Genomic DNA, 25,568 nt, shown 5'->3' on the forward strand with positions numbered 1-25,568 from the left:
GGGGCAGCTCGACAGGCGGGCGGAGGGGGACTACTACCCGTGACCGACCAGGGGGCAGCGCTCTCGCCGACCGGCCCGTGGGGCGCCCCCGTCGACCGGCCCGTGGGGCGCTCTCGCCGACGGCCGTGGGGCGCTCCCGCCGACCGGCCGTGCGGCGCTCCCGCCGCTCGGCGAGCGGGCAAATTGCGTTGCCGTCCGGGCGCGTGCGCCGCATGCTTGAGCCCGTGACCAGGCCCGATCGCGACGGGCCACCGCCGGGCGCTCGGACCGCCCCGGCACCGCGGCGGCGCGGGGCACGTCACCTCTCTCTCTCACCCGTGCGGCGCTGCGCCGTACCCGACGCCCGCCCCGCGCCGCCGCCCCACCACGCCGTCAGGTCAGCAGCAGACCGGCGACCCAGAGCGCCGCCACGAGCAGGCCGGCGAGGAACTCGACCAGCATGGACAGGCCGGCCGCCGCCACGGCCTGCTTCGTCGCCGGCCAGGCCAGCCGGGAGTCGCCCAGCCGCAGCCGCTCCGCCGCCCACACCCCGCCGACGAAGCCGAGCACCAGCCCGACCACCGGCACGACGAAGAAGCCGACCAGTCCCAGCACGCCGCCGGCGAGCAGCGACGAGGTGGGCACCCCGGTGCGTTTCAGGTTCCGCCCCGGCCAGGCGTACTTCACGACGGTGCCGCCGGCGACGACCACCGTGGCAGCGGCGAGCACCGCCCAGCGCCCCGGGCCGGCGCCGCCGAAGAGCGCCCAGACCAGCACCCCGCCCCAGCACAGCGGCAGCGCCGGCAGGCCGGGCACCACCACGCCGGCCAGCCCGGCGAGGATGGCCAGCGCGGCGAGGACGGCGACGGCCGCCTCGGTGTCGGTGAGGCTCATGCCGCGGCTCCGTGCCCGCCGCCGCGCAGCCGGGCCGTGATCTCCGCCGCCGGCGCCGGCGGGCCGAAGTACCGCCCCTGCCCGGTGTCGCAGCGCAGCGCCCGCAGCCGCTCGGCCTGCACCCCGGTCTCGACCGCCTCCGCGGTGACCCACAGCTCCAACGCGTGCGCCAGCCGCACCAGCGCGTCCACGATCCGCTCGTCGCGGTGGTCGGTGGCCGCCTCCGGGCCGTCGCCCCGGATCCCCTCGACGAACGGGCCGGCCAGCTTGAGGCAGTGGATCGGCAGCCGCCGCAGGTACGCCAGGTTCGAGTAGCCGGTGCCGAAGTCGTCGATCGCCAGCCGTACGCCCAACGCGGCCAGCCGGTGCAGCGACCGCAGCGGCTCCCCCGCGGTGCCCATCACGGCGCTCTCGGTCAGCTCCAGTTGCAGCAGCCCGGCCGGGAGCCCGGTGGAGGCCAACGCGTCGGCGACGGTCTCCACGATCCGCGGGTCGTCGGCCTGCCGGGCGGCCAGGTTGACGCTGACCACCAGCCGGGCCGCCGGGAACTCGCGCCGCCACTCCTCCGCGTCCCGGCAGGCCTGCCGCAGCACCCACTCGCCGAGCCGGACGATCAGGCCGGTCTCCTCCGCCAGCCCGATGAACCGGTCCGGCCCGATGAGCCCCAGCTCCGGGTGCTGCCAGCGGACCAGCGCCTCCACGGCCAGCATCGAGCCCTCCAGCAGGGACACGATCGGCTGGTAGTGGAGCACGAACTCGTCCCGGTCCAGCGCCGCCGGCAGCCCGGCGGCCAGCGCGGAGCGGGCGATGTCCCGGGCGCCGCGCTCCGGGTCGTAGACCGCCCACCGGCCGCGGCCCTCCGCCTTCGCCCAGTAGAGCGTGGTGTCGGCGGCCTTCATCAGCTCCGAGGCGCTCGTCCCGCCGACGGGACACTCGACGATGCCGACGCTCGCCGAGGCGGCGAGCTGGTGCTCGCCGATCCGGACCGGGGCGGACACGGCGGCCAGAGCCGCCTCGGCGACGGCCACCGCGTCGTCGATGCCGGTGCCGTCGTCGACCAGGATGACGAACTCGTCCCCGCCCATCCGGGCGACCAGGTGGCCGCGTCCGGCGACGCACTCGGCGAGCCGCCGGGCGATCACCACGAGCAGCCGGTCACCGAGGTCGTGGCCGAGGCTGTCGTTGACCGCCTTGAAGCCGTCCAGGTCGAGGAAGCAGACCCCGACGCGGTGGTCCGCGTCGGCCGTTTCGAAGACCCGGCCCAGCGTCTCGAAGAACAGGGTCCGGTTGGGCAGGCCGGTGAGCGGATCGTGCAGCGCCTGGAAGCGCAGCCGCTGCTGGAGCTCGTACCGCTCGGTGATGTCCTCGATCATCGCGACGGTGAACCGGGGCCGCCCGTCGTCGTGCCGGATCAGCGAGACGGACAGGTCGGTCCAGACCACGCTGCCGTCCTTGCGGTGGTAGCGCTTCTCCACCCGGGCGCTGTCGTGCTTGCCCTCGACCAGTTCCTGGTAGAGCTCCCACATCCCGGCCGCGTCGTCGGCGTGGAACAGCGACGCCACGTTGATCTGCCGCAGCTCCTCGACGGAGTAGCCGAGCATGTCCGCGAACGCCTGGTTGACGTCGATGATCCGACCGTCGATGCCGGCGATGCCGATGCCCGTGGGCGCCCCGACGAAGACCGCCCGGAACCGGGCCTCGCTGTCACGCAGGGCCTGCTCCACCTCGTCCCGCGCCTGCCACGCCGAGCGGGCGATCCGCTCCTGCTGGGCGAAGGTGCGGTCGCGCAGGGCGCGGGCGAACCCGGCGGCCAGCCCGCCCTGCAGGGCCGCGACCCGCTCCACCGTCTCGTCGTGGTGCGCCCGGGCGGGCAGCACCTCGGGGAGGAAGCGCTCGCCGAGGGCCCGCACCGACCAGTCGAGCACCCGCGGCTCCGTCAGGTGCTCCTCGACCAGTGCGCGCCCGACCTTCTCGGCCGGCAGGGCCGAGAAGGGTTCGGCGAGCACGGCCTGCGCCAGCCGGACGGTGTGCAGGTGCAGCAGCCGCTCGGTCTCGGCCGCGCTGAGCGGCACGAAACCGAGCCGGCGCACCGCCCGGGACCACTCGGTTGCGTACCACAGGGCGCCCGACCGGCTGAGGTCGTCGCCGCCGGGCTCCGGGACGGCGCCCATGGGCTCAGGCGGTGGGCTGGTCGTACCGGGCGACGCCGCCGAATGCGCCGAACCGCTCCGGCTGGTCGTCCACGTCGGACGGCGAGTCCGGACGCCAGAGCGGCATGTGCACCACGCCCGGTTCCAGGATCGTCCAGTCGCCGAAGAAGCTGGCGACCTCGGCCCGCGAGCGCAGCGTGATCTCGGTGTCGGTACGCGCCGAGAGGCGCTGGGCGTCGAGCATCTCCTGCGGCTGGTCCTCGAAGGTGGAGTGCGAGATGACCAGGAAGCTGCCCGGGGCGGCGGCGGCACGCAGGGTGGCCAGGACGTCGCCGGGACGGTCGGCGTCCGGTACGAAGTGCACCACCCCGGCGAGCAGGATGCCCAGCGGCCGGCTGAAGTCGAGCAGCGCCAGCTCACGGGCCTCGGTCAGGATCCGCTCCGGCTCGCGCAGGTCGGCGTGGATCACTCCGGTCAGCTCGTTGCCGGCGAGCAGCTCCCGGCTGTGCGCCACCGCGACCGGGTCGATGTCGACGTAGACCACCCGGGCCTTCGGGTTGGCCGTCTGGGCGACCTCGTGCACGTTGCCCACGGTCGGGATGCCAGAGCCGATGTCGAGGAACTGGTCGATCCCGGCGTCCAGCAGCGTACGCACGGCCCGGCGCAGGAACTCGCGGCCGGCGCGCATGGTGGCCGCCAGGTTGGGGGTCATGCCGGCGATCTGCTCGGCGAGCTGCCGGTCGATCTCGAAGTTGTGCGCCCCGCCGAGGAAGTAGTCGTAGACCCGGGCCGCGCTCGGCCGGGAGAGGTCGATCTCGGCGGGAAGTCCGTCCGGCATCTGCACTGCTGCACCCCATGTCGTCGCCGCGGTGCGGGAGGGAACCGGTGTCGGCGCGTGCGCGGCACGCGGCGGGCACACCGGCCGACCCGCGGATCCTGTGGTGCCCACCACTCTAGGCCGCCCACTCCCGGCTCCGGGAGGTCCCATGACCCACTTCGTCGGCACTTCCGATGTCCGTCACGGGACGGACACCGAACGCAGACCGGGCAGCGGCGGGCGGGCGAAAAGCCCAGGGCGTAGCGGCCTCCTGTGCTCTACCGTGGCGCCCGTGTCCACCGACGAACCGATCCACGACCACGAACGGGCCGAGTGGTTGGTCGACCACGGCCGGGTCGACGAGGCCGTGGCCCTGGCCCGGGCCCGGGTGGCCGACGAGCCGTACCTCGGCAACCTAGCCTGGCTGGCCGACATGCTGGCCGACAACGGCCGGTTCGACGAGGCGGTAGCCGAATGGCGGCGGGCCATCGCGGGCGGAGTGGTGGGCGCCCGCGGCGGTCTGGCCGCCCTGTTGGCCAGGGCCGGTCGCATCGACGAGGCCACCGCCGCGTTCCGCGCCGCCGTGGCGGAAGACGAGCCGTCCGCCCAGGCCGACCTGGCCCGGCACCTGGCCCGTACGGGACACGCCGAGGAGGCGGAGGGGATCCACCGCGCCCTGGTGTCGGCGGGCGACCATGCGGTCGTGCCGGACCTGGTGAAGCTGCTGGCCGAGACGGGCCGGCGGGACGACGCGGTCGCCGTCAGCCGCTCGGTCCGGCACGCTGGGGACGTCCCGCTGTACCCGGTGGGCCGGGTGTTCGAGGAGCACGGCCTGCCGGACGAGGCGATCGGGATCTACCGAGCGGCGCTGGCGGCAGGCGGGACGTACCTGTACGGACGTCTGGCCCGGCTGCTCTACCAGCAGGGACGCCTCGACGAGACGATCCAGGTGCTCCGGGACGCCACCGACGACCTCGACCAACGCGCCGACGCGTGGCGGGCGCTCGGCCGCCTGCTGGTTATCGAGGGACGCGACGAGGAGTTCGAAGCGGAGGCGAAGCGTTGCGCGGCCGTGGAGGACGGCTTCTTCCTGATGCACTTCGCCGGCGGCGCCAGCCGGGGGCGCCGGCACCTCGCCGGCACCTGCGGCTGCGCCCGTACCCCCGACTGAGCGGACAGCGACGGCACCGGCCGACGCCGCGTCAGCCGGCGGACTCCAGCAGCAGCGAGATGCCCTGTCCGACGCCGACGCACATGGTGGCGAGCGCCCGCCGGCCGCCCCGGCGGCGCAGCTCCAGCGCGGCGGTCAGGGCCAGCCGGGCGCCGCTCGCGCCGAGCGGGTGCCCGAGCGCGATCGCCCCGCCGTTCGGGTTGACGTGCTCGGCGTCGGTGGGCAGGCCCAGCTCGCGCAGCACCGCGACGGACTGCGCGGCGAACGCCTCGTTCAGCTCGATCACGTCGACCGCGTCGAGGCCGACGCCGAGCCGGTCGAGCAGCTTCCGGGTGGCCGGCACCGGCCCGACGCCCATGGTCCGGGGCGGTACGCCGGCCGCGGCGGCCCCGGCGAACCGGGCCAGCGGGGTCAGGCCGTAGCGGGTCACGGCCGCCTCGGAGGCGACCAGCAGCGCCACCGCGCCGTCGTTGACGCCGGACGAGTTGCCGGCGGTTACCGTGCCGCCCTCGCGGAACGGGGTGGGCAGCGCGGCCAGCTTCTCCAGCGAGGTCTCCCGGGGGTGCTCGTCGACCTCGACGAGCTTCGTCTCGCGCCGCCCCGCCGGCACGGTCACCGGCACGATCTCCTCGGCGAACCGGCCGTCGGCCTGCGCCTTCGCGGCCCGCTGCTGCGACCGGTACGCGAACTCGTCCTGCTCGGTCCGTCCGACGCCGTACTCGGCAGCGACGTTCTCCGCGGTCTCCGGCATGGAGTCGATGCCCCAGTGCTTCTTCATCAGGGGATTGACCAGCCGCCAGCCGATGGTGGTGTCGTAGACCTCGGCGTTGCGGGAGTACGGGGTCGTCGCCTTCGGCATCACGAACGGGGCGCGGCTCATGCTCTCCACCCCGCCGGCCACGACGAGGTCGGCCTCGCCGGCCACGATCGACCGGGCGGCGGTGGCCAGGGCGTCGAGGCCCGAACCGCAGAGCCGGTTGACCGTGCTGCCGGGCACCTCCTCGGGCAGCCCGCCGAGCAGCGCCGCCATCCGGGCCACGTTGCGGTTGTCCTCCCCGGCCTGGTTGGCGCAGCCCAGGATCACGTCGTCCACCCGCGCCCAGTCCACGGACGGGTGCCGGGCGACCAGCTCGCGGATCACGTGCGCGGCCAGGTCGTCGGGGCGGACGCCGGCGAGGACGCCGCCGTACCGGCCGATCGGGGTGCGGACACCGGCCACCAGGTATGCCACGGTCATCAGCGCGATCCTTCGGGGGGTGGGAAGGGGCGGGGGCGGGCGCTTCCGGGTCACGGGGTCGCCCGGCCGCCAGGATATCCGCGCGCCCAGCGGATAGGTTGACGGCATGGCCCGGGCCCAGTTCAGCGCAGAGACCAGCGGCGGTGGCGCGTTCGTCCGCCAGCCCAACCGGTTCACCGACCGGGTCACCCCGCACTCGACCTCCCCGCCGGGCGGCGGCCCGGACGAGCAGGGCCGCTGGCCGCTGGAGCCGGGCCGCTACCGGCTGATCTGGTGCCGGGCCTGTCCCTGGGCGCACCGGGCCCGGATCGTCCGTAACCTGCTCGGCCTGGAGGACGCGATCTCGCTCGGCACGGTCGACCCGATCCGCGACGAGCGCGGCTGGCGGTTCAGCCTCGACCCGGACGGGTTCGACCCGGTGCTCGGCATCGGCTTCCTCTCCGAGGCGTACCTGGCCACGGACCCCGACTACACCGGGCGGGTCACCGTGCCGGCCCTGGTCGACACGCGCACCGGGCGGGTGGTCACCAACGACTATCCGCAGCTCACCCTCGACTTCTCCACCGAGTGGCGCAGCCTGCACAAGCCGGGCGCGCCGGACCTCTACCCGGTGGGGCTCCGCCCGGAGATGGACGCGCTGATGGCGGAAGTCCACCGGGACGTCAACAACGGCGTCTACCGGTGCGGCTTCGCCACCTCGCAGGCCGCGTACGAGGAGGCGTTCACGGCGCTGTTCGCCCGGCTCGACGCGCTGTCGGAGCGGCTGGCGGGCCGGCGTTACCTGATGGGCGACGCGATCACCGAGGCCGACGTGCGGCTGTTCACCACCCTGGTCCGCTTCGACGTGGCGTACCACGGGCACTTCAAGTGCAACCGGCAGAAGCTCACCGAGATGCCGGTGCTCTGGGCGTACGCGCGGGACCTGTTCCAGACGCCGGGCTTCGGTGAGACGGTCGACTTCGACCACATCAAGCGGCACTACTACGGCACCCACGCGGCGATCAACCCGACGGGCATCGTCCCGCTCGGCCCCGACACCTCCGGCTGGACGACGCCGCACGGGCGTGGCTGAGCCGCGCCGGGCAGACCCGACCGCCACCCCGGGCGTGGCCGAGCCGCGCCGGGCGGGCCCAACCGTCTCCCCGTCCCGGGCCGCCGCCGCGTCGGCCGCCACCGGCTGCATCGCCGCGGGCGCGACCGCCGTGACCGTCGCCGTGGTCGCCGGTCCCGGCCCGGGCCTGACCGGGTACGTCAGCGAGGCGGGCGTCACCGACAGCGCGTACGCCCCGGCGTACCGGATCGGGGTCTTCGCCCTCGCCGCGGCGCTGCTGCTGCTCGCGGCGGCGCTGCCGGCGGAGCTGCGGTTCGCGGCCGCGCTGCTCGCCGCCGGAAGCGTCTGCACCCTGGTCTCGGGCGCGGTGACGTGCAGCGCGGGCTGCCCGCTGCCGCCGTTCGAGCGGGCCACGGCGGCCGACCTGGTGCACGGCGGGGCGAGCATCGTCGCGACCGCGGCGGTGGTCTTCGCGATGCTGGCGATCGCCTTCCCGCCCGGGGCCGACCGGTCGCTGCGCCGGCTGGCCGCCGGGGCGGCGGCGGTGGCGCTGCCGCTGGCCGGGGTGGTGGGCCTGGCGATGCTCGCGGTGGGCCGGGGCGCCCTGGTCGGGGTGCTGGAGCGACTGCTGCTCCTGGTGGCGCTCCTCTGGGCCGCCGCCACCGCCATCACCATCGCCCTCCGCCGGTAAGGAAGGGCACCTTGTTAACGCCTCCGGTAGAGGAAGGGCCCCTTCCAAGCATTCGCTGTAAGGAGCGTCACCGGAGTCGATCCTTCCGATCGGTCGGCCGGGGAGATAGCCTCGGCGGGCGATGACCAACGTCTGGCACCTCACCGTGCGCCTGTATGTCGACCTCCGACTGCAGGCCAGCGGCATCTGTCCGGCGCAGCCGCTCTCCTGACGCTGCCCCGTTCGACCCTCCAGACCCTGGGACACATCCTCATGGCTTCCGCCCTGCGCAAGATCCCCTTCTCCGTGCAGATCCTGCTCGGCCTCGTCCTCGGCGTGGCGCTCGGCTTCCTCGCCCGCGCCAACGACCTGAGCTGGCTCACCAGCACCCTCGACACCGTCGGCGGCCTCTTCGTCCAGCTCCTCAAGCTGGCCGTGCCGCCGCTGGTCTTCACCGCCATCGTGGTCAGCGTCGTCAGCCTGCGGGGGGTGGCCAACGCCGCCCGGCTCGCGCTGAAGACCCTGCTCTGGTTCGGCGCCACCGCGTTAGTCGCGGTGGCCGTCGGCATCGGGCTCGGCCTGCTCACCAACCCCGGCCGCGGCGTCACCCTGGACACCGCCGGCGCCGCCGCCCCGAAGCGGACCGGCTCCTGGACCGACTTCCTCACCGGCATCGTGCCGACCAACCCCGTCGGCGCGTTCGTCGAGGGCAACGTGCTCCAGATCGTCTTCCTGGCCCTCGTCGTCGGCGCCGCGGCGCTGCTGGTCGGCGAGAAGGCCGAGCCGTTCGTGGCGCTCAACCGGGCGCTGCTGGAGATCGTCCAGAAGGCGCTCTGGTGGGTCATCCGGCTCGCCCCGATCGGCACGCTCGGCCTGATCGGCAACGCCGTCGCCTCGTACGGCTGGGACCTGGTGGCCCCGCTCGCGAAGTTCACCACCGCCGTCTACGTCGGCTGCGCGATCGTGCTGTTCGTGGTCTACCCGCTGGTGCTGCTCGCCGCCGGCCGGCTCAACCCGCTGCGCTTCTTCGCCGGCGCCTGGCCCGCGATCGAACTGGCCTTCGTCTCCCGTTCCTCGGTGGGCACGATGCCGGTGACCCAGCGCTCGGTCGAGCGGCTCGGCGTCCCCCGCGAGTACGCCTCGTTCGCGGTGCCGTTCGGCGCGACCACGAAGATGGACGGCTGCGCGGCGATCTACCCGGCCCTCGCGGCGATCTTCGTCGCCCAGGTCTTCGGGGTGGACCTCGGCGTCACCGACTACCTGCTGATCGCCTTCGTGTCGGTGGTCGGCTCGGCGGCCACCGCCGGCCTGACCGGCGCGATCGTGATGCTCACGCTGACCCTGAGCACGCTCGGCCTGCCGCTGGCCGGCGCCGGCCTGCTGCTGGCGATCGACCCGATCCTCGACATGATCCGCACCGCCACCAACGTGGCCGGTCAGGCGCTGGTGCCGACCATCGTCGCGGCCCGCGAGGGCACGCTGGACCGGACCGCGTACGACTCGGCCGGCCGGCGCTCGCCGCTCGACCCGGCGGACGCCGACGCCGACGCCCGGTCCCGCCGGCCGGAGGACCTCAGCCCCGTCCCGGCCTGAGGACTCCTCCCGCCCGCCGCTGCGGGACCCCGCTGCGGCACGGTCCCGGCGGGCCACCCCCGCCACGACCCCGGCGGACCAGCCCCGCCACGACCCCGGGGGCGTCCGGGCGACGCCCACCGCCGACGGTCGCGTCGACGCCGAGGAGGACCTCCGTGGGAAGGTCCTCCTCGGCCGGTAGAGAGGATGTCGACATGAGTGTCCTGTTCACGCCGCTGGCCCTGCGCGCGGTCACCCTGCCCAACCGGATCGCCCTGGCTCCGATGTGCCAGTACACCGCCGGCCCGGACGGCCTGCCCACCGACTGGCACCTGGTGCACCTGGGCGGCCGGGCGGTCGGCGGCGCCGGCCTGGTGCTGACCGAGGCCACCGCGGTGGTGCCGGAGGGGCGGATCAGCCCCCAGGACACCGGGCTCTGGTCCGGGGCGCACGTCGACGCCTGGCGGCCGGTGACCGCGTTCGTCGCGGCGCACGGCGCCGTGCCGGCGGTACAGCTCGCGCACGCCGGGTTCAAGGCGTCGACGTACCGGCCGTGGGCGCCGCGCCGGGGCGGGGTGCCCGACGCCGAGGGCGGGTGGACGCCGGTCGGCCCCGGGTCGACGCCGTTCCTGCCCGACCACCGGGTGCCGACCGCCCTGGACGAGGCCGGGATCGCCGGCGTGGTCGAGGCGTTCGCGGCGGCGGCCGGGCGGGCCGTCGACGCCGGGTTCGCCGCCGTGGAGATCCACGCCGCGCACGGCTACCTGCTGCACGAGTTCCTCTCGCCCCTGACCAACCAGCGGCGGGACGGCTGGGGCGGAGACCGGGCCGGCCGGATGCGGCTGACCCTGGAGGTGGCCCGCGCGGTGCGCGCGGCGGTCGGCGAGGACGTGCCCGTGCTGACCCGGATCTCCGCCACGGACTGGGAGCCCGACGGCTGGACGGTCGAGGACAGCGTGGTGCTCGCCGGCGAGCTGGCCGGTGCCGGGGTCGACCTCGTCGACTGCTCCTCGGGCGGCGCGTCCAGCACCGCCACGATCCCCGTCGGCCCGGGCTACCAGGTGCCGCTGTCCGCCCGGGTACGCGGCGAGGCGGGCGTGGCCACCGGCGCGGTCGGCCTGATCGTCGAGCCGGAGCAGGCCGAGGAGATCGTCGCCGCCGGCGACGCCGACCTGGTCCTGCTCGGGCGGGAACTCCTGCGCGACCCGTACTGGCCGCACCGCGCCGCCGCCAAGCTCGGCGCCACCCCCAGCTGGCCCGCCCAGTACACCCGCGCCCTCTGACCCCACCCCCTCCCGGCCCCTCGGAACGGGGCCGGGGAGGGCGGGTCAGCCGGCCAGGTGGGACCAGTGCGGTTCCAGGTCGCGCCAGGGGCCCTGGGCGGCGACCGTGCCGGACAGGAGGACCACGACGTGGTCGGCCCGCACCAGGGCCGCCCGCTTCGAGGTCGAGCCCACCACGGTCACCCCGTGCTCGCGCAGGGCCTGCCAGAGCGCCAGCTCCGTGGTGACGTCCAGCGCCGAGGACACGTCGTCGGCGACCAGCAGCTCGGTACGCGGCGCGAGCGCCCGGGCCAGCGCGAGGCGCTGCAACTGCCCGCCGGAGAGCCGGGTGCCCTTGTGCCCGATCAGCAGCCCGAGCCCGCCCCCGGCCGCCGCCAGGTCGTGGTCGAGCTGGGCGGTCGACACCGCCGCGGCGGCGTCCACCTGGTGGCCCAGCGTGATGTTGTCGGCCACCGTGCCGGAGAGCACCCGGGGCAGCTGGCCGACGTAACCCACCTGGTTGGGGCGCAGGAACAGCTCCGGCTCGGTGACCGGCTCGCCGTTCCAGGTCAGCAGGCCGGTGTGCGGCGCGATGCCGGCGAGCGCCCGCAGCAGCGACGACTTGCCCGAGCCGACCGGCCCGACGACCAGGACCAGCTGGCCGCGTTCCACCGTCAGGTCGACGTCGCGGACGGCCACCGTCCCGTCGGTGTGCCGGACCCCGAAGCCCGTCAGCTCCAGCCGGCGCAGCGGGCGCCGGGGCGGCACGTCCGGCGCCGGCGCGGTGCCCGCGCCGAGGTCCACGTCCGGCACCGCCGCCGAGTACGCCGCCACCCCGGTCATCGCCACCGTCCGCCGCGTCCACACCCGTGCGGAGGGGATCTGCGAGATCAGCGACGCCGTCGTCCAGGCGAACCAGCGGGCCGCCGCCAGGGTGGCGACCGCGACCAGGGTGGCGCCGGCCGACAGCTCGCCGGCCAGGAACAGCGCCCACGCGCCGATCGGCAGCAGGCCGCTGACCAGCGACGGGGTCGACCGCGACCACACCTGCACCGCGATCTCGCGGCGTTGCCGGTCGCTGCGGACCACGTCGAGGTCGGCCAGGTGGGCCAGCACCGGCCGGGTGGCCCCGGCGAGTTTCACCGTACGGGCGGCCGACAGCGAGGAGACCAGCGCGGTGGCGAACGCGGCCCGCGCGGCGACGGTGGCCCGGGCGGAGCGTTCCAGCCGCGGCCCGAACAGCGTCGCGGCCAGCCCGGAGACCACCATCGTCCCGGCGAAGAACAGCCCCGGCACGACGCTGCCGGTCACGGCCGTCATCGCGGCCAGCAGCACGAGCGAGATCCCCTGGTCGCTCACGTTGTCGGCGAGCTGCACCACCCGCTCGGTGTCGCCGCCCTGGGCCACCACCTCCGCCGGGGTGTGCCCGCTGACCCGGCGCGGCCCGGTCTGCCCGTGCACCAGCCGCAGGCTGATCCGCAGCATCTGCCGGACCCACCACTGCGGGAACCGGTAGCCGGTGAACCAGTGCACCGGCAGGGTGACCAGCAGGGCGGCAACGATCCCCACCGCCGGCAGCCAGGGATCGCCGACGCCGTCGACCAGGTCGGCCCAGAGCCAGGGCAGCACCGGCCCGTCCATCCCGAGGACCACCAGCAGCACGAACATCGCGAGCGAGGCCAGCCCGTACCGGGCGTCGTTGACGCACAGCCGCAGGACCTCCCGCAGCCCGCGCAGGCCCCGCAGCCCCCGGGGCGGCGCCGGGGCTTCCGCCGCGGGCTCCGCCTGCACCGCCGGCGTCGGGTCGCCGTCGGGCGCGGCCGGCCGCCCGGCCGCCGGCTCCACCGGGTCGGGGCCGGCGGACGGCCACGGGTCCGACGGGCCGGTCAGCAGGTCCACCCCGCCGGACCGGGCCCCCGACCCCGCGTGCGCGTACGCGGTGGCGTGGCTGCTGGCGAGCAGGTCGGCGAAGCGGGCCGACTCCCGCAGCGGGCCCGCCTCGACCACCGCCCCGTCGGCCATCACCACCACCTCGTCGCAGCGGCGTACGGACGAGAGGCGGTGCGCGATGACGATGCCGATCCGGTCGCGCAGCAGCCGCTCGGTGGCCTGCTGCACCCGCGCCTCGGTGACCGGGTCGAGACGGGCGGTGGCCTCGTCGAGGATCACCACGTGCGGGTCGCGCACCAGGATCCGGGCGAAGGCGACCAGTTGCTCCTGCCCGGCCGAGAGCACGTGCCCACCCTCGCCGAGCCGGGTCTCCAGGCCGTCGGGCAGCTCGGCGATCCAGCCCGCCAGGCCCAGCTCGTGCAGCGCCCGGGCGGCGGCGTCGCGCAGTTCCGGCTCGAACAGCGCGACGTTCTCGGCGAGGGTGCCGGCGAGGATCTCCGTGCGCTGGGGCACCACGGCGATCCACCGACACAGCTGCTCGACGTCGAGGTCGCGCACGTCGCGGCCGGCCAGGAAGACCGTCCCTGGTGGCACGTCGACGGCCCGGGTGAGCACCTTCGCCAGGGTGGACTTGCCGGAGCCGGTCCGGCCGACCAGGGCGTACGAGCGGCCACGGGTGAAGGTCAGGTGGACGTCGCGCAGCGCGGGGCCGCGCCCGCCGTCCGGCTCGGCGCCGTGGTACTGGAAGGTGAGGCCGCGGACCAGCAGGTCGCCCTCGGTCGGGGCGGCTCCGCCCACCGGCTCCTGCGGGGAGTTCGCCAGCAGTTGCACCCGGCCCCACGCGCCGAGGGCGTACTGGAGCTCGGGGACCATCCGGCTGACGTGCTCGACGGTCATGCCGAATCCGATCGCGAGCAGCCAGACGGCGGTGAGCCGGGCGCCGTCGACCCGGCCGGCGACCAGCGCCCACGCGCCGCCGAGCACCACGGCGGCGATCCCGGCCAGGGTGGCGCCGGCGGCCACCGTGGTGACCCGGGCCGACATCCGCCACACGCGGACGCCCCGGTCGAGCACCTCGGCCGCCCGCCGGGCGTAGAGGCGCAGCACGTACGGCCGGGCCAGACTGGTCCGCACGTCGTCCTGGCCGTGGACGGCCTCCTCCATCACGGCGGCGAGGTCGGACCACGCCTCCTCCTCGGCCATCCGGGCCGGGGCGATCCGCGCGGTGGGCCGGCGCAGGCCGACCGCGAGCAGCACCGTGAGCAGCAGCATCCCGATGCCGGCCGGCCACCAGACCGCGAGGGCGACGACCGTCGAGAGCAGGCCCGTCGTCAGCGCCTGCGCGATCCGTACGCCCTGGTTGCGCACCGCGGCGGCGACCTGGTAGACGTCGCCGTCGATGCGGTCGAGCAGCTCGCCGACCGGAGTGGTCTCCAGGGTCGGCAGGTCCTGCCCGAACGCCACCCGGCACAGCCGGCGGCGCACGTCGGCGGACCAGTCGGCGGTCAGCCCGGCCATCAGCAGGCTGACCACGAGGTCGGTGAGCACGGCGGCGACCAGCGCCACCGCCAGCAGCGCGAAGAACCCGGCGGCGCGGTGCACCAGGACGGGACCGGCCAGCGCGGCGGCGGCGGCCTGACCGCCGGCGCCGAACACGATCAGGCAGGTCACGACCGCCATGCGGCGGGGCGAGGTGACCCACAGGTCCCGGAGCAGACGCATCGGAGTCCCTTCGGGAAGGCGGTGGGGAGACGTCCAGCCTGCTCGGTGGGGGTGTCCGGTTCAACGCATTTACGGCCCGCCCGGCACCCGGTGACACCCGAGAGCCGACCTTCCGACGCCGCCCGGGCGCGGGGCGGCCGGGTCAGGTCCGGGCGACCCGGCGGACGATGCCGAGCAGCGCCTCCTCGACGTCCTCGATCGGCCGGTCCGGCTGGAACACCAGCCAGTCCACCGCCACCACCAGCCCGACGCCGAACAGCGCGGACGAGGCGGTCCGCACGTCCAGGTCCGCGGGCAGGTCGCCGGCGGCCACCCCGGACCGGACCGTCTCGGCGATCACCTCGATCGCCTCGCCGCGCAGCAGCCGCAGCGTCTGCTGCCACTCCCGGTTCGTCCGCCACATCTCGGAGAGCAGGAGCTGCGCGAAGGCCCGGTAACGCCGGATGTACTCCAGCTCGGCGCGCACCAGCGCCGCCAACGCCTCGCGCGGCGGCAGCCCGGCCACGGCGGCCCGGAACTCGGCGGTGAGCAGGCCGATCCCGTGCCGGAGCAGCTCCTCGAAGAGCACCGTCTTGGACTCGAAGTTGTAGTAGACGGTGCCCTTGGCCACCCCGGCACGGGCCGCGATGTCGTCCACGGTGGTCGCCGAGAAGCCCTGTTCGGCGATGAGCTCCACGGCCGCCTCGAAGAGGCGCTGGCGGGTGTCCTCCCGCCGCCGCGACCGTCCGTCCGTCACCGGCCCTCCCCCCGTCCGCACCTCCGGCCCGTCAGCATCCTCACATGGACAGCTCGGGGTGCAGCGTGGCCGGGGTCAGGCGGCGCGCCCGGCGGGCGGTGACCACGGTGAGCGCGAGCGCCGCCGCGCCGAAGCCGGCCAGCACCAGCGCCCCCGTTGCGACGGGCCCGGCCGACCCACCGTTGACGGTGTGCCGCAGGGCCGTGACCACGTAGGTCATCGGCAGCCAGGGGTGGATCGCCTGGAAGAAGCCCGGTGAGGTCTGCACCGGATAGGTGCCGCCGGACGAGGTGAGCTGGAGCATCAGCAGGGCCAGCGCGGCGAGCCGGCCGGCGGGCCCGAGCAGCGCGCCGAGCCACTGCACGATCGCGGTGAAGGCGAGCGCGGCCAGCGCGAGCAGGCCGAGGGTGGCCGCCGGGCGCGCCGGGTCGAGGTCGAGCGCGAGGGTCACCACCGCGAAGAGCACCCCGGCCTGGGCCAGCCCGATCGCCGCGGCGGGCAGCCAGCCCGCCAGCGCCACCCGCCAGGCGGGCGCGCCGGACATCACGTGCCGCCGGTTGACCGGCCGCAGCAGCATGTACGTGATCATCGCGCCGACCCAGAGGGCCAGCCCGAGGAAGTACGGGGCGAAGCCCACGCCGTACGCGCCGGCGGCGTTGCGGGCGGTGCGGTCCAGCGAGACCGGGTCGCCGAGGACGGCGGCGCGGGCCTCCGCGTCGGCGTACCCGGGGATCTTCTCCTCCCCCTCGGCGAGGCCGTCGGCCAGGTCGCCGGCGCCGCCGCCCAGCCGGGTCAGGCCGGCCGCGAGGTCGCCCGCGCCACTCTCCAGCCGGGTGAGGCCGTCGGCGAGCCGCTCGCCGCCGGTGCTGAGCCGGTGCAGGCCGCCGTCGAGTTCCCGGGCGCCGGTGGCCAGCCGGAACAGCCCGCCGCGCAGCTCGCCGGCCCCGGTGGCCGCCGTGCCGAGGCCGTCGCGCAGCTTGGCGCTGCCCTCGGCGAGGGTGCCTAGCCCGCTGGCCAGCTCGTTGACCTTGGCCTTGGCGGCGACGACGTCGTCGGCCAGGTGGGGCGCCCCGGCGGCGATCTCCCGGGCGGTGGCGGCGACCCTGGTCATCCGGTTCTCCAGGGTGGTCAGGTCGGCGTCGTCCAGCGTGCCGGCCACGGCGCGGGCCGCCTCGACGGCGGCCTTCGCGGCCGTACGGGCGGCCACCACGCTGGGATCGTCGGCGAGTTCGGGGTGCGCGGCGACCAGCGCGTCGAGCCGGTCGCGGACCTGCTCGGCCTGGCTGACCGCCTCCTGTGCCCGCCGGGGCAGGGCGTCCAGCCCGTCGGCGAGCGCCTGCGCCCCCTCGGCGATCGCCGTGGCCGACTCCTCGATCCGCTTCGCGTTGTCCCTCAGCACCGGCTCGATCCGGCCGGCCGCGCCGTTGACCCTTTCCGCCACCGCGCGGGTCTGCGTCGCGGCGCGGGCGGTGCCGTCGGCGAGCTGCACCGCCCCGGTACGCAGTTCGCCGAGCCCGGCGGCGAGTTCGTCGGCGCCCTTCGCGGTCTTGTCGAGCCCCGCCGAGAGGCTGCCCGCCCCGGTCGCGGACGCGTCCAGCCCGTCCGCGATCTGGCCCGCACCGTCCTGCGACGTGCCCAGCCCGTCGGCCACCTTGCCCGCACCGGTGGTGGAGGAGTCGAGCCCGTCGGCGAGCTTCGCGGCTCCGTCGGCTGCCCGGCCGGTCTCGGCCTTGGCGTCGGTGAAGCCCACGAGCATCTTCTCGAAGTAGTTCCCGGCGGCGCTCTGCGCGGCGGCGGCGCGGATCTCGCTGAACGCCGTGCGGGCCAGCAGCCCGGAGAGGTAGTTGGTGGCGTCGTCGTTGACCACCCGCAGCTCCCCCCGCCGGGCCGGCCGGTCGGGCTCCGGGCTGTCGGCCAGGCTGGCGGAGAAGTCCTCCGGGATCGCGAAGACCAGGTGGTAGCGACCGCTGCGCAGGCCGGCGGCGGCGTCCCCGGCGTCGGTGACGTGCCAGCCGAAGACCCGCCGGTCGAGCAGCTCGTCGGCGAGGTCCTGCCCCGCGTGCACGACCGTGCCGTCGCTGGCGGTGGCGGGGCGGTCGGCGTTGACCAGCGCCACCGGGATGCGGTCCAGCTTGGCGTACGGGTCCCAGAAGGCGTAGAGGTAGAGCGCCCCGTAGAGCAGCGGGACGACGGTGAGCACGGCGAGCGCGGCGCGGGGCAGCCGGCCCCGGGTCAGCCGGCGCAGCTCGAACCGGGCGAGCCGGAAGACGCTCATCGGGCCACCTCGACGGTCTCGATCGGATCGGTCTCGTCGCCCGGAGCAGCGGCCTCGGGCGGTCCGGCCGCCGCCTCGGGCGATCCGGTTGCCGCCTCGGTCAGCCGGGCTCTGGCCGCGGGCGGCCAGGCCGCCGCCTCGTCGGGGGGTGACGGCGCGGCCGGCGGGTCACCGAGGCGGTGCACGGTCGCGGGGCTGTCCGCCTCGACCGCGCGGGCGCTGGCGACCACCACGTAGCCCTGGTCGGCCAGGCGGGCGAGCGTCGCCCAGAGCCGGGCTCGTTCCGGGGCGTCGCAACCGGCGTCCACGTCGTCGGCGACGATCAGCCGGGGCCCGCCCAGGGTGGCCAGGACCAGGCCGAGCACCTGCCGTTGCAGCGGGGTGAGGTCGCGCCCCCGGGTGTCCGGGTCGAAGGGCATCTCCCCGGTGAACCCGGCCCCGGCGATCGCGGCGGCGAAGGCGTCCCGCCGGTACGCCCGGCGGGCCCGCAGCGCGGCGACCGGCACCAACTGCCGCCGGCGGCGGGGCACCGGCCCGAGCAGCAGCAGCCGCTCCCGGACATGCTCGGCGACGGTCAGCGCGGGGTCGGGCTCGTGCACGCCGGCGACCTGCCCCAGCGCGGCGGGGCCGTGCCGGGTCAGCCGTCCCTCGCTGGTCGGGAAGCGACCCGCCAGGGCGAGCAGCAGCGAGGTGCGCCCGCTGCCGGGTGGGCCGGTCACCGCGTGCAGTTCGCCCGCGGCGGCGGTCAGGTCGACACCCCGGAACACCCATCCCCGCCGGGTACGCAACCCCAGCCCCCGCGCTTCGACGACCACCATCGACCCCGGCCCACTTTCTAGACTGACTGGTCAGTACAAAAACATGCCCAGCCTAGCCCCGGCCGTCCGGTTCGGCACTCCACGCCGGGGTGATCCGGGCCATGCCCGGAAGCGTTCAGAAGAGCACGGTGGCGAGCGTGCCGACCGGGCGGAAGCCGCAGCGCTCGTAGACCCGGCGGGCCGGCAGGTTGAAGTCGTTGACGTAGAGGCTCACGGTCGGGGCGACCCGCAGCAGCGCGTCGCGCACCACGGCCGCCATCGCCGCCGTCGCGATGCCCCGGCCCCGCCACTCGGGGGCCACCCAGACCCCCTGCACCTGGGCGGTCCGGCGGGTCACCACCGCCAACTCGGCCTTGAACACCACCTGACCGTCGACGAACCGCGCGTACGCCCGCCCGGCCCGGACCAGTTCGGTGACCCGCCGCCGGTAGCCGCGCCCGCCGTCGTCGGCGAGCGGCGAGACGCCCACCTCCTCGGTGTACATGGCCACCGCCGCCGGGAAGAGCCGGTCGATCTCCCCGCCGCGCACCAGCCGCACCTCCGGGTCCGCCCGCAGCGCCGGCAGCGCGTCGGTCGCCAGCAGCGGCTGGTTGGGGCGTACGTCCCGGGCCGGCCCCCAGACGTCGGAGAGCCGGTCCCAGAGGCCGAGCACGGCGTCGGCCCGACCCACGATCGACGAGCAGAGCCGCTCCTCCCCGGCGAGGAGGTCGGCGTAGGCGGCGACGGCCGGCTCGGTGGCGAGGACGGGGGTGAGGTTGCCGCCCAGCCAGCAGACGGACTCCAGGTGGCGGCGGGTGCCGTAGCCCAGCACCCGACCCTCGGCGCGCCACCAGGCCAGGCCGCGCGCGGCGACCCGCTCCGCGACCTGCGCGCCCGCGAACGGGTCGAGGTCGAGCAGCCGCTCGACAGCGCGGCGCTCCGACTCCCCGAGTTGCCGTACCGGCACCGTCAGCACGGATACCAGCCTGCCAGATCCGCCCCCCGCCGCGCCGGTCGAGTGGCGACAGGGACTACGGCACCGGGACCGGTCGCGGCGCGGGTGCGGCGTCCCGGTTGCGGGCGGCCCAGCCGACCACTCCGGGCATCAGGGCACCGAGCAGCAGAAAGAGCCCACCGAGCAACAACCAGCCGGGCACGCCCCACCCGACGGCCAACGTGGTCACCACCACCGGCGCGATCATCCGGCCCAGCTCGAAACCCATGCTGTACGCCCCCTGGTACTGCCCGTGGGCGTGCTCGGGCGCAAGCCCGAAGGAGATCCCCCAGCCGGCGGCGGAGTGCCACAGCTCCCCGACGACGTGCGCGAGCGCGCCGGCGACCAGCAGCGCGACGGCGGCGACCGTCGGCAGACCGCCGCTGGCGGCGAAGAGGACGCAGGCGGCGGCGATGGCGAGCCCGGCGCGCCGCGACGCCCGGGCCGCCCCGGCGAGGCTCTCGGTGCCCCGTGCGGCGCGGACCTGGAGGAGCACCACCATCAGGGTGTTGACCAGCATCAGCCCGGAGATCACCCAGGCCGGCGCCCGGGTGTGCCCGACGATCCACAGCGGCAGGGCGATGTTGAGCAGCCCGAAGTGCATCGACATCAGGCCGTCGAGCACGGTGAACGCCAGGAACGGACGGTCCCGCAGCGCGACCAGCCGGGGGCCCTGTGTGGGGGCGGGCACGGGAGCGATGGCCGGCAGCCGGGTGAAGACGGCGGCGGCGAGCAGGTACGTCGTCGCGGCGGTGAGGATCAGCGCCACGTACGCCGCCCGGGTGTCGGCGGCGAGCGCGAAGCCGGCGAGCACGGCGCCCACCGAGATTCCGACGTTGGTGGTGGCGCGCAGGTAGGCGCGGGTGCGGACCCGCTGGTCGGCGGGGACGGAACCGGCGATGAGCGCGCCCCGGGCGCCCCGGTCGGCGGCGTCGGCCAGGGCGGTGGCCGCACCGACGGCCAGGAACGCGGCGAACGACTGGACGGTCACCAGGGCGGCGGTCAGCGCGCCCCCGGCGACCAGCGCGGCGACCTGGGTGCCCCGGGGCCCGAGCCGGTCCGCCAGGTATCCGGTCGGCGCGCTGGCCAGCAGGCCGACCAGGGCCGAGACGGTCAGCCCCACGCCCACCTCGGTGGCGGTGAGGCCGACCGAGCGGGTGAGGAAGAGCGCGCTGGCCACCAGCCACAGGCCGCGCCCGACGGTCCGCACGAGGGTGCCGAGGGTGAGGGTCCGGGTCGGACCCGGTTCAGGAAGCAGCCGCACACCCACACCATAGCAAGACGTACGTACGGTTTGGTAAACGGGCACCGGCGTACCACGTGAAAAAGCGCACCGGCCCCGACCGCCGGGTGGCGGTGGGGCCGGTGCGCGACGGCGCGGTGGGTCAGTGCACGGAAACGGTGGCGCCCGGCAGCAGGCCGCGCAGCTCCTCCGGCAGCTCGGCGCCCATCTCGTCGGCGATGCGCAGCGCCTCCTCGATCAACGTCTCCACGATCTGCGCCTCGGGCACGGTCTTGACGACCTTGCCCTTGACGAAGATCTGGCCCTTGCCGTTGCCGGAGGCCACGCCCAGGTCGGCCTCGCGGGCCTCGCCCGGGCCGTTCACGACGCAACCCATCACGGCGACCCGCAGCGGCACCGGCAGCCCCTCCAGGCCGGCGGTGACCTCCTCGGCGAGCTTGTAGACGTCGACCTGCGCCCGCCCGCAGGACGGGCAGGAGACGATCTCCAGGCCGCGCTCGCGCAGCCCGAGCGACTCCAGGATCGCGGCGCCGACCTTGATCTCCTCCACCGGCGGGGCCGACAGCGAGACCCGGATCGTGTCGCCGATCCCCTCGGCCAGCAGCGCGCCGAACGCCACCGCCGACTTGATCGTGCCCTGGAACGCCGGGCCGGCCTCGGTGACGCCCAGGTGCAGCGGGTAGTCGCACTTCTCAGCGAGCTGGCGGTAGGCCCGGATCATCACCACCGGGTCGTTGTGCTTCACCGAGATCTTGATGTCGCGGAAGCCGTGCTCCTCGAACAGCGAGCACTCCCACAGCGCCGACTCGACCAGCGCCTCGGCGGTGGCCTTGCCGTACTTGGCCAGCAGCCGCTTGTCCAGCGAGCCGGCGTTCACGCCGATCCGGATCGGCACGCCCGCGTCGCCGGCCGCCTTGGCGATCTCCTTGACCTTGTCGTCGAACTGCCGGATGTTGCCCGGGTTCACCCGGACCGCCGCGCAGCCCGCGTCGATCGCGGCGAAGACGTACTTCGGCTGGAAGTGGATGTCGGCGATGACCGGAATCTGCGACTTCTTCGCGATCGCCGGCAGCGCCTCCACGTCGTCCTGGCTGGGCACCGCGACCCGGACGATCTGGCAGCCGGACGCGGTCAGCTCGGCGATCTGCTGGAGGGTGGCGTTGACGTCGGACGTGAGGGTGGTGGTCATCGACTGCACGGAAACCGGCGCGCCCCCACCGACCGGCACGGAGCCGACCATGATCTGGCGGCTGGCCCGGCGCGGGGCGAGCGGCGGAGGCGGTACGGCCGGGATGCCGAGACTGACAGCGGTCACTTCAGGCACTCACCTTGAGAAGAGCGTGATCGGGTTGACGACGTCCGCGGTGATGGTCAGCAGCGTGAACGCGCCACCGATCAGGATCATCGCGTACGTGAGGGGCATGAGCTTGAGGTAGTCGACGCGGCCGGGGTCGGGGCGGCCGAACCGCGCGTAGACCCAGGAACGGGCCCGCTCGAACCAGGCGATGGCGATGTGCCCGCCGTCCAGCGGCAGCAGGGGCAGCAGGTTGAACACGCCGATGAAGAAGTTCAGCGAGACGAACAGCATGAAGAACAGCAGCCAGGCGTTGTTCTCCACCGCCTCGCCGCCGAGCCGGCTCGCGCCGACCACGCTGATCGGGGTGTCCATGTCCCGCTCGCCGCCGGTGATCGCCGTCCACAGGGCCGGGACCTTCTGCGGGATGCGCTTCATCGCCTCGAAGGTGTTGACCGCCATGTCGCCGGTGAAGTCGGCGGTCGCGCCGAACGCGCCGACCGGCCCGTACGTCACCCGGGTCGGGGTGCTGGGGACGAGGCCGACGCCGAGCGCGGCGACCGTGGCGACCTGACCCTTCGGGTCGTCCAGCGGGGGGCGCTGGGTCTGCGCGAGCACCGCGCTGGCCGTGCCCGACTGGCCGTCCCGGACGTACGCGATCTGCGCCGTGTCGCCCGGCTTGAGGGCGCGCAGGGTGGTCAGCAGTTGGCCGTAGTCGTTGATCGGCGCGCCGTTGATCGCGGTGATCCGGTCACCGTCGCGCAGCTGCGCCTGGGCGGCGGGGCTGGCGGGGTCGGCGGTCGTGCACTCGCGGAGGGTGTTCTCCGGGACCACGCACTTCGACAACTGGATGACCGCCGGCTCCTTGCGGATCTCGGCCTCGGTGCTGGGGAAGTCGGGGTTGGGCAGGCCGGCGGTGACCGCGATCACCCAGAGGGTGACCAGGGCGAGGGCGAAGTGGGTGATCGACCCCGCGGACATCACGATCGTCCGCTTCCAGACCGGGTAGCGCCACATCGCGCGCGGCTCGTCCGCCGGGTCGACGTCGTCGTCCTGGGGGGTCATGCCGACGATCTTGCAGAAGCCACCGAGCGGGATGCCCTTGATGCCGTACTCCGTCTCACCCCGCTTGAACGACCAGAGCGTGGGGCCGAAGCCGACGAAGTAGCGGGTGACCTTCATGCCAAAGGCCTTGGCGGTGAGCATGTGCCCCGCCTCGTGCAGGCTCACCGAGATGAGGATCGCGAGGGCGAAGAGCACCACCCCGAGCAGGTACGCCATCAAGCTCCTTCCACCGAACCCGCGATGATGATCTCCTGCGCGTGCGCGCGGGCCCACGACTCCGCCGCGAGCACGTCCTCGACGGTACCTGGTTCGTCGAAGTCGGGAGCGTCCTCCAACACCCGCCGGAGGGTGTCCACGATGCCGAGGAAGGGCAGCCGGCCGGCCACGAACGCGGCCACGCACTCCTCGTTGGCCGCGTTGTAGATCGCCGGCCGGCAGCGCCCCGCCTCGCCGGCGGCCTTGGCCAGCGCGACCGCCGGAAACGCCTCGTCGTCCAGCGGCGCGAACTCCCAGGTGTGGGCCTTGGTCCAGTCCACGGCGGCGGCGGCGTCCGGCACCCGGTCCGGCCAGCCGATGCCGAGCGCGATCGGCAGCCGCATGTCGGGCGGGCTGGCCTGGGCGAGGGTGGACCCGTCCACGAACTCGACCATCGAGTGGATCACCGACTGCGGGTGCACCATCACGGTGATGTCGGCGTACGGCACGTCGAACAGCTCGTGCGCCTCGATCACCTCCAGCGCCTTGTTGACCATCGTGGCGGAGTTGATCGTGACGACCGGCCCCATGTTCCAGGTCGGGTGCGCCAGCGCCTGCTCGGGCGTGACCTGCGTCAACTCGTCGCGCCGCCGGCCCCGGAACGGGCCGCCGCTGGCGGTGACGACCAGCCGGCGTACCTCGCCCCGGGCACCGCCGCGCAGGCACTGGGCCAGCGCCGAGTGCTCCGAGTCGACGGGGACGATCTGCTCCGGCCGGGTCACCGCGGCCCTGACGAGGGAGCCGCCGGCGACGAGGGACTCCTTGTTGGCCAGCGCGAGCGTACGCCCGGCGCGCAGCGCGGCCAGGGTCGGCGCGAGCCCGAGCGAGCCGACCACCCCGTTGAGCACGACGTCGCAGGGCCACTGCGCCAGCTCGGTCATCGCGTCCGGCCCGGCCACGATCTTGGGAAGCCTGAAGTCGCCGGTGGCCCAGCCGCGCCGGCTCGCCTCGGCGTAGAAGGCGAGCTGGAGGTCCTGCGCGGCGGACGCCTTCGCCACCCCCACCGCCTCGACGCCCAGTTCGAGGGCCTGGGCGGCGAGCAGCTCGACGTTGCCGCCGCCGGCGCCGAGCGCGACCACCCGGAACCGGTCCGGGTTGCGCCGCACGATGTCGACGGCCTGCGTGCCGATCGAGCCGGTGGAACCGAGCAGAACAAGATCGCGTGGGGACGTCACCGGGCCATTCTTCCCCACCATCCCTGTGCCTCCGCTGGGAGCCTCAGCCCTCCGCGTCGGCCTGCTCCTCCGGCGGCGTTTCGCCTTCCTCGGGTGCCTCCTCGTCGAGGAGATCGGCCGGATCGACGGCGAACACGAAGGGCTCGGTCATGGTGAAGGTGCTGCCGGCCGCCGCCGCGCTCACCGGCTGGTACTCCCCCTCGACCAACTCGAACAGGGCGATGGTCGGCACCCGGTTGCGCAGGTCGACCCGGAGGAAGAAGGGAACACCGACGGCGGCGTACTCGCGCGGCCGGTCGATTACGTCCTTGCGCCGGTTGCCAGGTGACACGATCTCGCCAAGCAGGACGGCCTGACCGATGTCGACGGCCGGCCGGCCGCCGCCAGAGGACCGGAGCACGGCGATGTCGGGGATGAAGAGGTCCTCGCCCGAGACCACGTTGATCTCGGGATAGACCCACAGGCCCGCCCTGCGGGCGGCACGGTGCAGACGGTAGGGCAGCTCACGTTCGACCGACTGGTGGTCGATTCCGGCGTGCGGGGTCACGATCACGCTTCCGCTCAGGACCTCAACCTTGGGGCCGTTGGTCTCCGGCAACAGGTCGAGGGCGAGCTGGGCGGTCCACGGCTCGTCGCGCCACCGCAACACGTCGAACGACGGCTCGGTGGACTGCGGCGCCGGCTCGGGCGCGAAGGCTGCCTGGGCCATCCGTGCTCACCCCCTCAGCGGGATATTCTGCTCAGACCACCCTAGCCGCCGCAGCCCCCGCCGCGCCGAATCGCACACCTGGTCCGGCACTAGGCAAGAGCGGGCAGCCAAACCCACCACTGCGAAGGCTTGATTGTGGCAACACTCTGATCGGCTGGCGCTCCCGCGCGCACATACCCACGTCGCATCGCTACAAATACGAAGTCATCCCATCTGAGTCCGTAGCGGCCACCTGGGCAATCAAGTTCACGCCCGACTCCCAGAGATCACCGCAACGCGGCGCGCGCAAATGAACGACGGCCGAGCCCAATCGCCACGAACAGCAAGACACGACGCGACGCGCCAAACACCATGACAACCATCGGGCATGCGAGTCGGCGTGCCGGACCTGCTTCCAATCGATACGTCCGTCGTCAGCTATCGCGTTATACGCTCTATCTCGACAGGCTCTTCACCGTTCAAGTAGAGCACGTACCCGGCTTCCTCGTCGTCAAGCATGTCGATCGGGACAACCCCTAGGTGACTGGTGTTAAACGGGGGTTGATCGGTGGTCTGGTCAGCCCGTGTGTTTGACGGCTCGTTGGCTGGCGTGAAGGGGGTAGTCGCTGGG

General features: G+C 74.5%; 19 protein-coding genes. 5 read left to right on the plus strand and 14 right to left on the minus strand.

Features of this window, described 5'->3' with window-relative positions; translation table 11 throughout:
* Positions 1-372 precede the first annotated feature (372 nt).
* The 3 genes from AB0G14_RS05205 to AB0G14_RS05215 are packed head-to-tail and all read right to left on the minus strand — an operon-like array spanning position 373 to position 3,867.
* The gene (locus AB0G14_RS05205) at positions 373-873 is read right to left on the minus strand and encodes a DUF456 domain-containing protein (protein WP_357693888.1); all 501 of its coding nucleotides are present in this window, start codon (positions 871-873) and stop codon (positions 373-375) included.
* Complete coding sequence (locus AB0G14_RS05210) at positions 870-3,044, minus strand: EAL domain-containing protein (protein WP_357693891.1); 2,175 nt, start codon at positions 3,042-3,044, stop codon at positions 870-872. The genes AB0G14_RS05205 and AB0G14_RS05210 overlap by 4 nt, the downstream gene beginning before the upstream one ends.
* A 4-nt stretch (positions 3,045-3,048) precedes the next feature.
* Positions 3,049-3,867 carry an SAM-dependent methyltransferase gene (locus AB0G14_RS05215; RefSeq protein ID WP_357693893.1) on the minus strand — a complete coding sequence of 273 codons (819 nt, stop codon included), beginning with the start codon at positions 3,865-3,867 and terminating at the stop codon, positions 3,049-3,051.
* Between the two features lie 265 nt (positions 3,868-4,132).
* Here AB0G14_RS05215 and AB0G14_RS05220 point away from each other — a divergent pair, with 265 nt between their 5' ends.
* Entirely contained in the window at positions 4,133-5,011 is an 879-nt protein-coding gene (locus AB0G14_RS05220) for a tetratricopeptide repeat protein (RefSeq protein ID WP_357693895.1), read from the plus strand.
* 31 nt (positions 5,012-5,042) lie between these two features.
* Here AB0G14_RS05220 and pcaF read toward each other — a convergent pair whose 3' ends face one another.
* Positions 5,043-6,248 (minus strand): 3-oxoadipyl-CoA thiolase, encoded by a 1,206-nt coding sequence (pcaF, locus tag AB0G14_RS05225; protein WP_357693898.1) that lies wholly within the window; start codon positions 6,246-6,248, stop codon positions 5,043-5,045.
* 106 nt (positions 6,249-6,354) lie between these two features.
* On the opposite strand from pcaF, the gene AB0G14_RS05230 reads away from it, so the two are divergent.
* From AB0G14_RS05230 to AB0G14_RS05245, 4 genes are all read left to right on the plus strand, one after another.
* The gene (locus AB0G14_RS05230; protein ID WP_357693900.1) at positions 6,355-7,320 is read left to right on the plus strand and encodes a glutathione S-transferase C-terminal domain-containing protein; all 966 of its coding nucleotides are present in this window, start codon (positions 6,355-6,357) and stop codon (positions 7,318-7,320) included.
* The gene (locus AB0G14_RS05235; RefSeq protein ID WP_357693902.1) at positions 7,313-7,990 is read left to right on the plus strand and encodes a DUF998 domain-containing protein; all 678 of its coding nucleotides are present in this window, start codon (positions 7,313-7,315) and stop codon (positions 7,988-7,990) included. Before AB0G14_RS05230 ends, AB0G14_RS05235 begins: the two co-directional genes overlap by 8 nt.
* A 264-nt stretch (positions 7,991-8,254) precedes the next feature.
* The gene (locus AB0G14_RS05240) at positions 8,255-9,562 is read left to right on the plus strand and encodes a dicarboxylate/amino acid:cation symporter (protein WP_357693947.1); all 1,308 of its coding nucleotides are present in this window, start codon (positions 8,255-8,257) and stop codon (positions 9,560-9,562) included.
* A 194-nt stretch (positions 9,563-9,756) separates the two neighbouring features.
* A complete protein-coding gene (locus AB0G14_RS05245) occupies positions 9,757-10,824 on the plus strand; it encodes an NADH:flavin oxidoreductase/NADH oxidase (protein WP_357693904.1) in 1,068 nt (355 codons plus the stop codon).
* A 45-nt stretch (positions 10,825-10,869) separates the two neighbouring features.
* Here AB0G14_RS05245 and AB0G14_RS05250 read toward each other — a convergent pair whose 3' ends face one another.
* The 10 genes from AB0G14_RS05250 to AB0G14_RS05295 all read right to left on the minus strand — a co-directional run bounded on the left by AB0G14_RS05250 (position 10,870) and on the right by AB0G14_RS05295 (position 24,958).
* Positions 10,870-14,415 carry an ABC transporter ATP-binding protein gene (locus AB0G14_RS05250; protein ID WP_357693907.1) on the minus strand — a complete coding sequence of 1,182 codons (3,546 nt, stop codon included), beginning with the start codon at positions 14,413-14,415 and terminating at the stop codon, positions 10,870-10,872.
* A gap of 142 nt (positions 14,416-14,557) precedes the next feature.
* Positions 14,558-15,151 (minus strand): TetR family transcriptional regulator, encoded by a 594-nt coding sequence (locus tag AB0G14_RS05255; RefSeq protein ID WP_357693909.1) that lies wholly within the window; start codon positions 15,149-15,151, stop codon positions 14,558-14,560.
* 40 nt (positions 15,152-15,191) lie between these two features.
* Positions 15,192-17,426 (minus strand): YhgE/Pip domain-containing protein, encoded by a 2,235-nt coding sequence (locus tag AB0G14_RS05260; RefSeq protein WP_357693912.1) that lies wholly within the window; start codon positions 17,424-17,426, stop codon positions 15,192-15,194.
* Positions 17,423-18,244: an ABC transporter ATP-binding protein gene (locus tag AB0G14_RS05265; RefSeq protein WP_357693914.1), complete on the minus strand. Its 822-nt coding sequence runs from the start codon at positions 18,242-18,244 to the stop codon at positions 17,423-17,425. Before AB0G14_RS05265 ends, AB0G14_RS05260 begins: the two co-directional genes overlap by 4 nt.
* 115 nt (positions 18,245-18,359) lie before the next feature.
* Positions 18,360-19,199 carry a GNAT family N-acetyltransferase gene (locus AB0G14_RS05270; protein WP_357693917.1) on the minus strand — a complete coding sequence of 280 codons (840 nt, stop codon included), beginning with the start codon at positions 19,197-19,199 and terminating at the stop codon, positions 18,360-18,362.
* Between the two features lie 55 nt (positions 19,200-19,254).
* Positions 19,255-20,481, minus strand: coding sequence for an MFS transporter (locus AB0G14_RS05275; RefSeq protein ID WP_357693919.1), 1,227 nt, complete (start codon positions 20,479-20,481; stop codon positions 19,255-19,257).
* Between the two features lie 121 nt (positions 20,482-20,602).
* On the minus strand, positions 20,603-21,775 hold the full coding sequence (gene ispG, locus AB0G14_RS05280) for a flavodoxin-dependent (E)-4-hydroxy-3-methylbut-2-enyl-diphosphate synthase (protein ID WP_357693921.1): 1,173 nt from the start codon (positions 21,773-21,775) through the stop codon (positions 20,603-20,605).
* A 9-nt stretch (positions 21,776-21,784) separates the two neighbouring features.
* Positions 21,785-23,035 carry a site-2 protease family protein gene (locus tag AB0G14_RS05285; RefSeq protein ID WP_357693924.1) on the minus strand — a complete coding sequence of 417 codons (1,251 nt, stop codon included), beginning with the start codon at positions 23,033-23,035 and terminating at the stop codon, positions 21,785-21,787.
* Positions 23,035-24,249 carry a 1-deoxy-D-xylulose-5-phosphate reductoisomerase gene (gene dxr, locus AB0G14_RS05290; RefSeq protein ID WP_357693926.1) on the minus strand — a complete coding sequence of 405 codons (1,215 nt, stop codon included), beginning with the start codon at positions 24,247-24,249 and terminating at the stop codon, positions 23,035-23,037. The genes AB0G14_RS05285 and dxr overlap by 1 nt, the downstream gene beginning before the upstream one ends.
* Before the next feature lie 43 nt (positions 24,250-24,292).
* Positions 24,293-24,958: a Uma2 family endonuclease gene (locus AB0G14_RS05295; RefSeq protein WP_357693929.1), complete on the minus strand. Its 666-nt coding sequence runs from the start codon at positions 24,956-24,958 to the stop codon at positions 24,293-24,295.
* Positions 24,959-25,568 lie beyond the last annotated feature (610 nt).

The sequence above is a fragment of the Micromonospora sp. NPDC023814 genome, assembly GCF_040639595.1.
Classification (GTDB): Bacteria; Actinomycetota; Actinomycetes; order Mycobacteriales; family Micromonosporaceae; genus Micromonospora.

Coding starts and splice junctions, on each gene's coding strand:
- AB0G14_RS05285 (WP_357693924.1), bottom strand. CDS start 23,035: ATGGCGTACCTGCTCGGGGTGGTGCTCTTCGCCCTCGCGATCCTCATC.
- AB0G14_RS05245 (WP_357693904.1), top strand. CDS start 9,757: ATGAGTGTCCTGTTCACGCCGCTGGCCCTGCGCGCGGTCACCCTGCCC.
- AB0G14_RS05205 (WP_357693888.1), bottom strand. CDS start 873: ATGAGCCTCACCGACACCGAGGCGGCCGTCGCCGTCCTCGCCGCGCTG.
- AB0G14_RS05295 (WP_357693929.1), bottom strand. CDS start 24,958: ATGGCCCAGGCAGCCTTCGCGCCCGAGCCGGCGCCGCAGTCCACCGAG.
- AB0G14_RS05265 (WP_357693914.1), bottom strand. CDS start 18,244: ATGGTGGTCGTCGAAGCGCGGGGGCTGGGGTTGCGTACCCGGCGGGGA.
- AB0G14_RS05230 (WP_357693900.1), top strand. CDS start 6,355: ATGGCCCGGGCCCAGTTCAGCGCAGAGACCAGCGGCGGTGGCGCGTTC.
- AB0G14_RS05210 (WP_357693891.1), bottom strand. CDS start 3,044: ATGGGCGCCGTCCCGGAGCCCGGCGGCGACGACCTCAGCCGGTCGGGC.
- pcaF (WP_357693898.1), bottom strand. CDS start 6,248: ATGACCGTGGCATACCTGGTGGCCGGTGTCCGCACCCCGATCGGCCGG.
- AB0G14_RS05250 (WP_357693907.1), bottom strand. CDS start 14,415: ATGCGTCTGCTCCGGGACCTGTGGGTCACCTCGCCCCGCCGCATGGCG.
- AB0G14_RS05260 (WP_357693912.1), bottom strand. CDS start 17,426: ATGAGCGTCTTCCGGCTCGCCCGGTTCGAGCTGCGCCGGCTGACCCGG.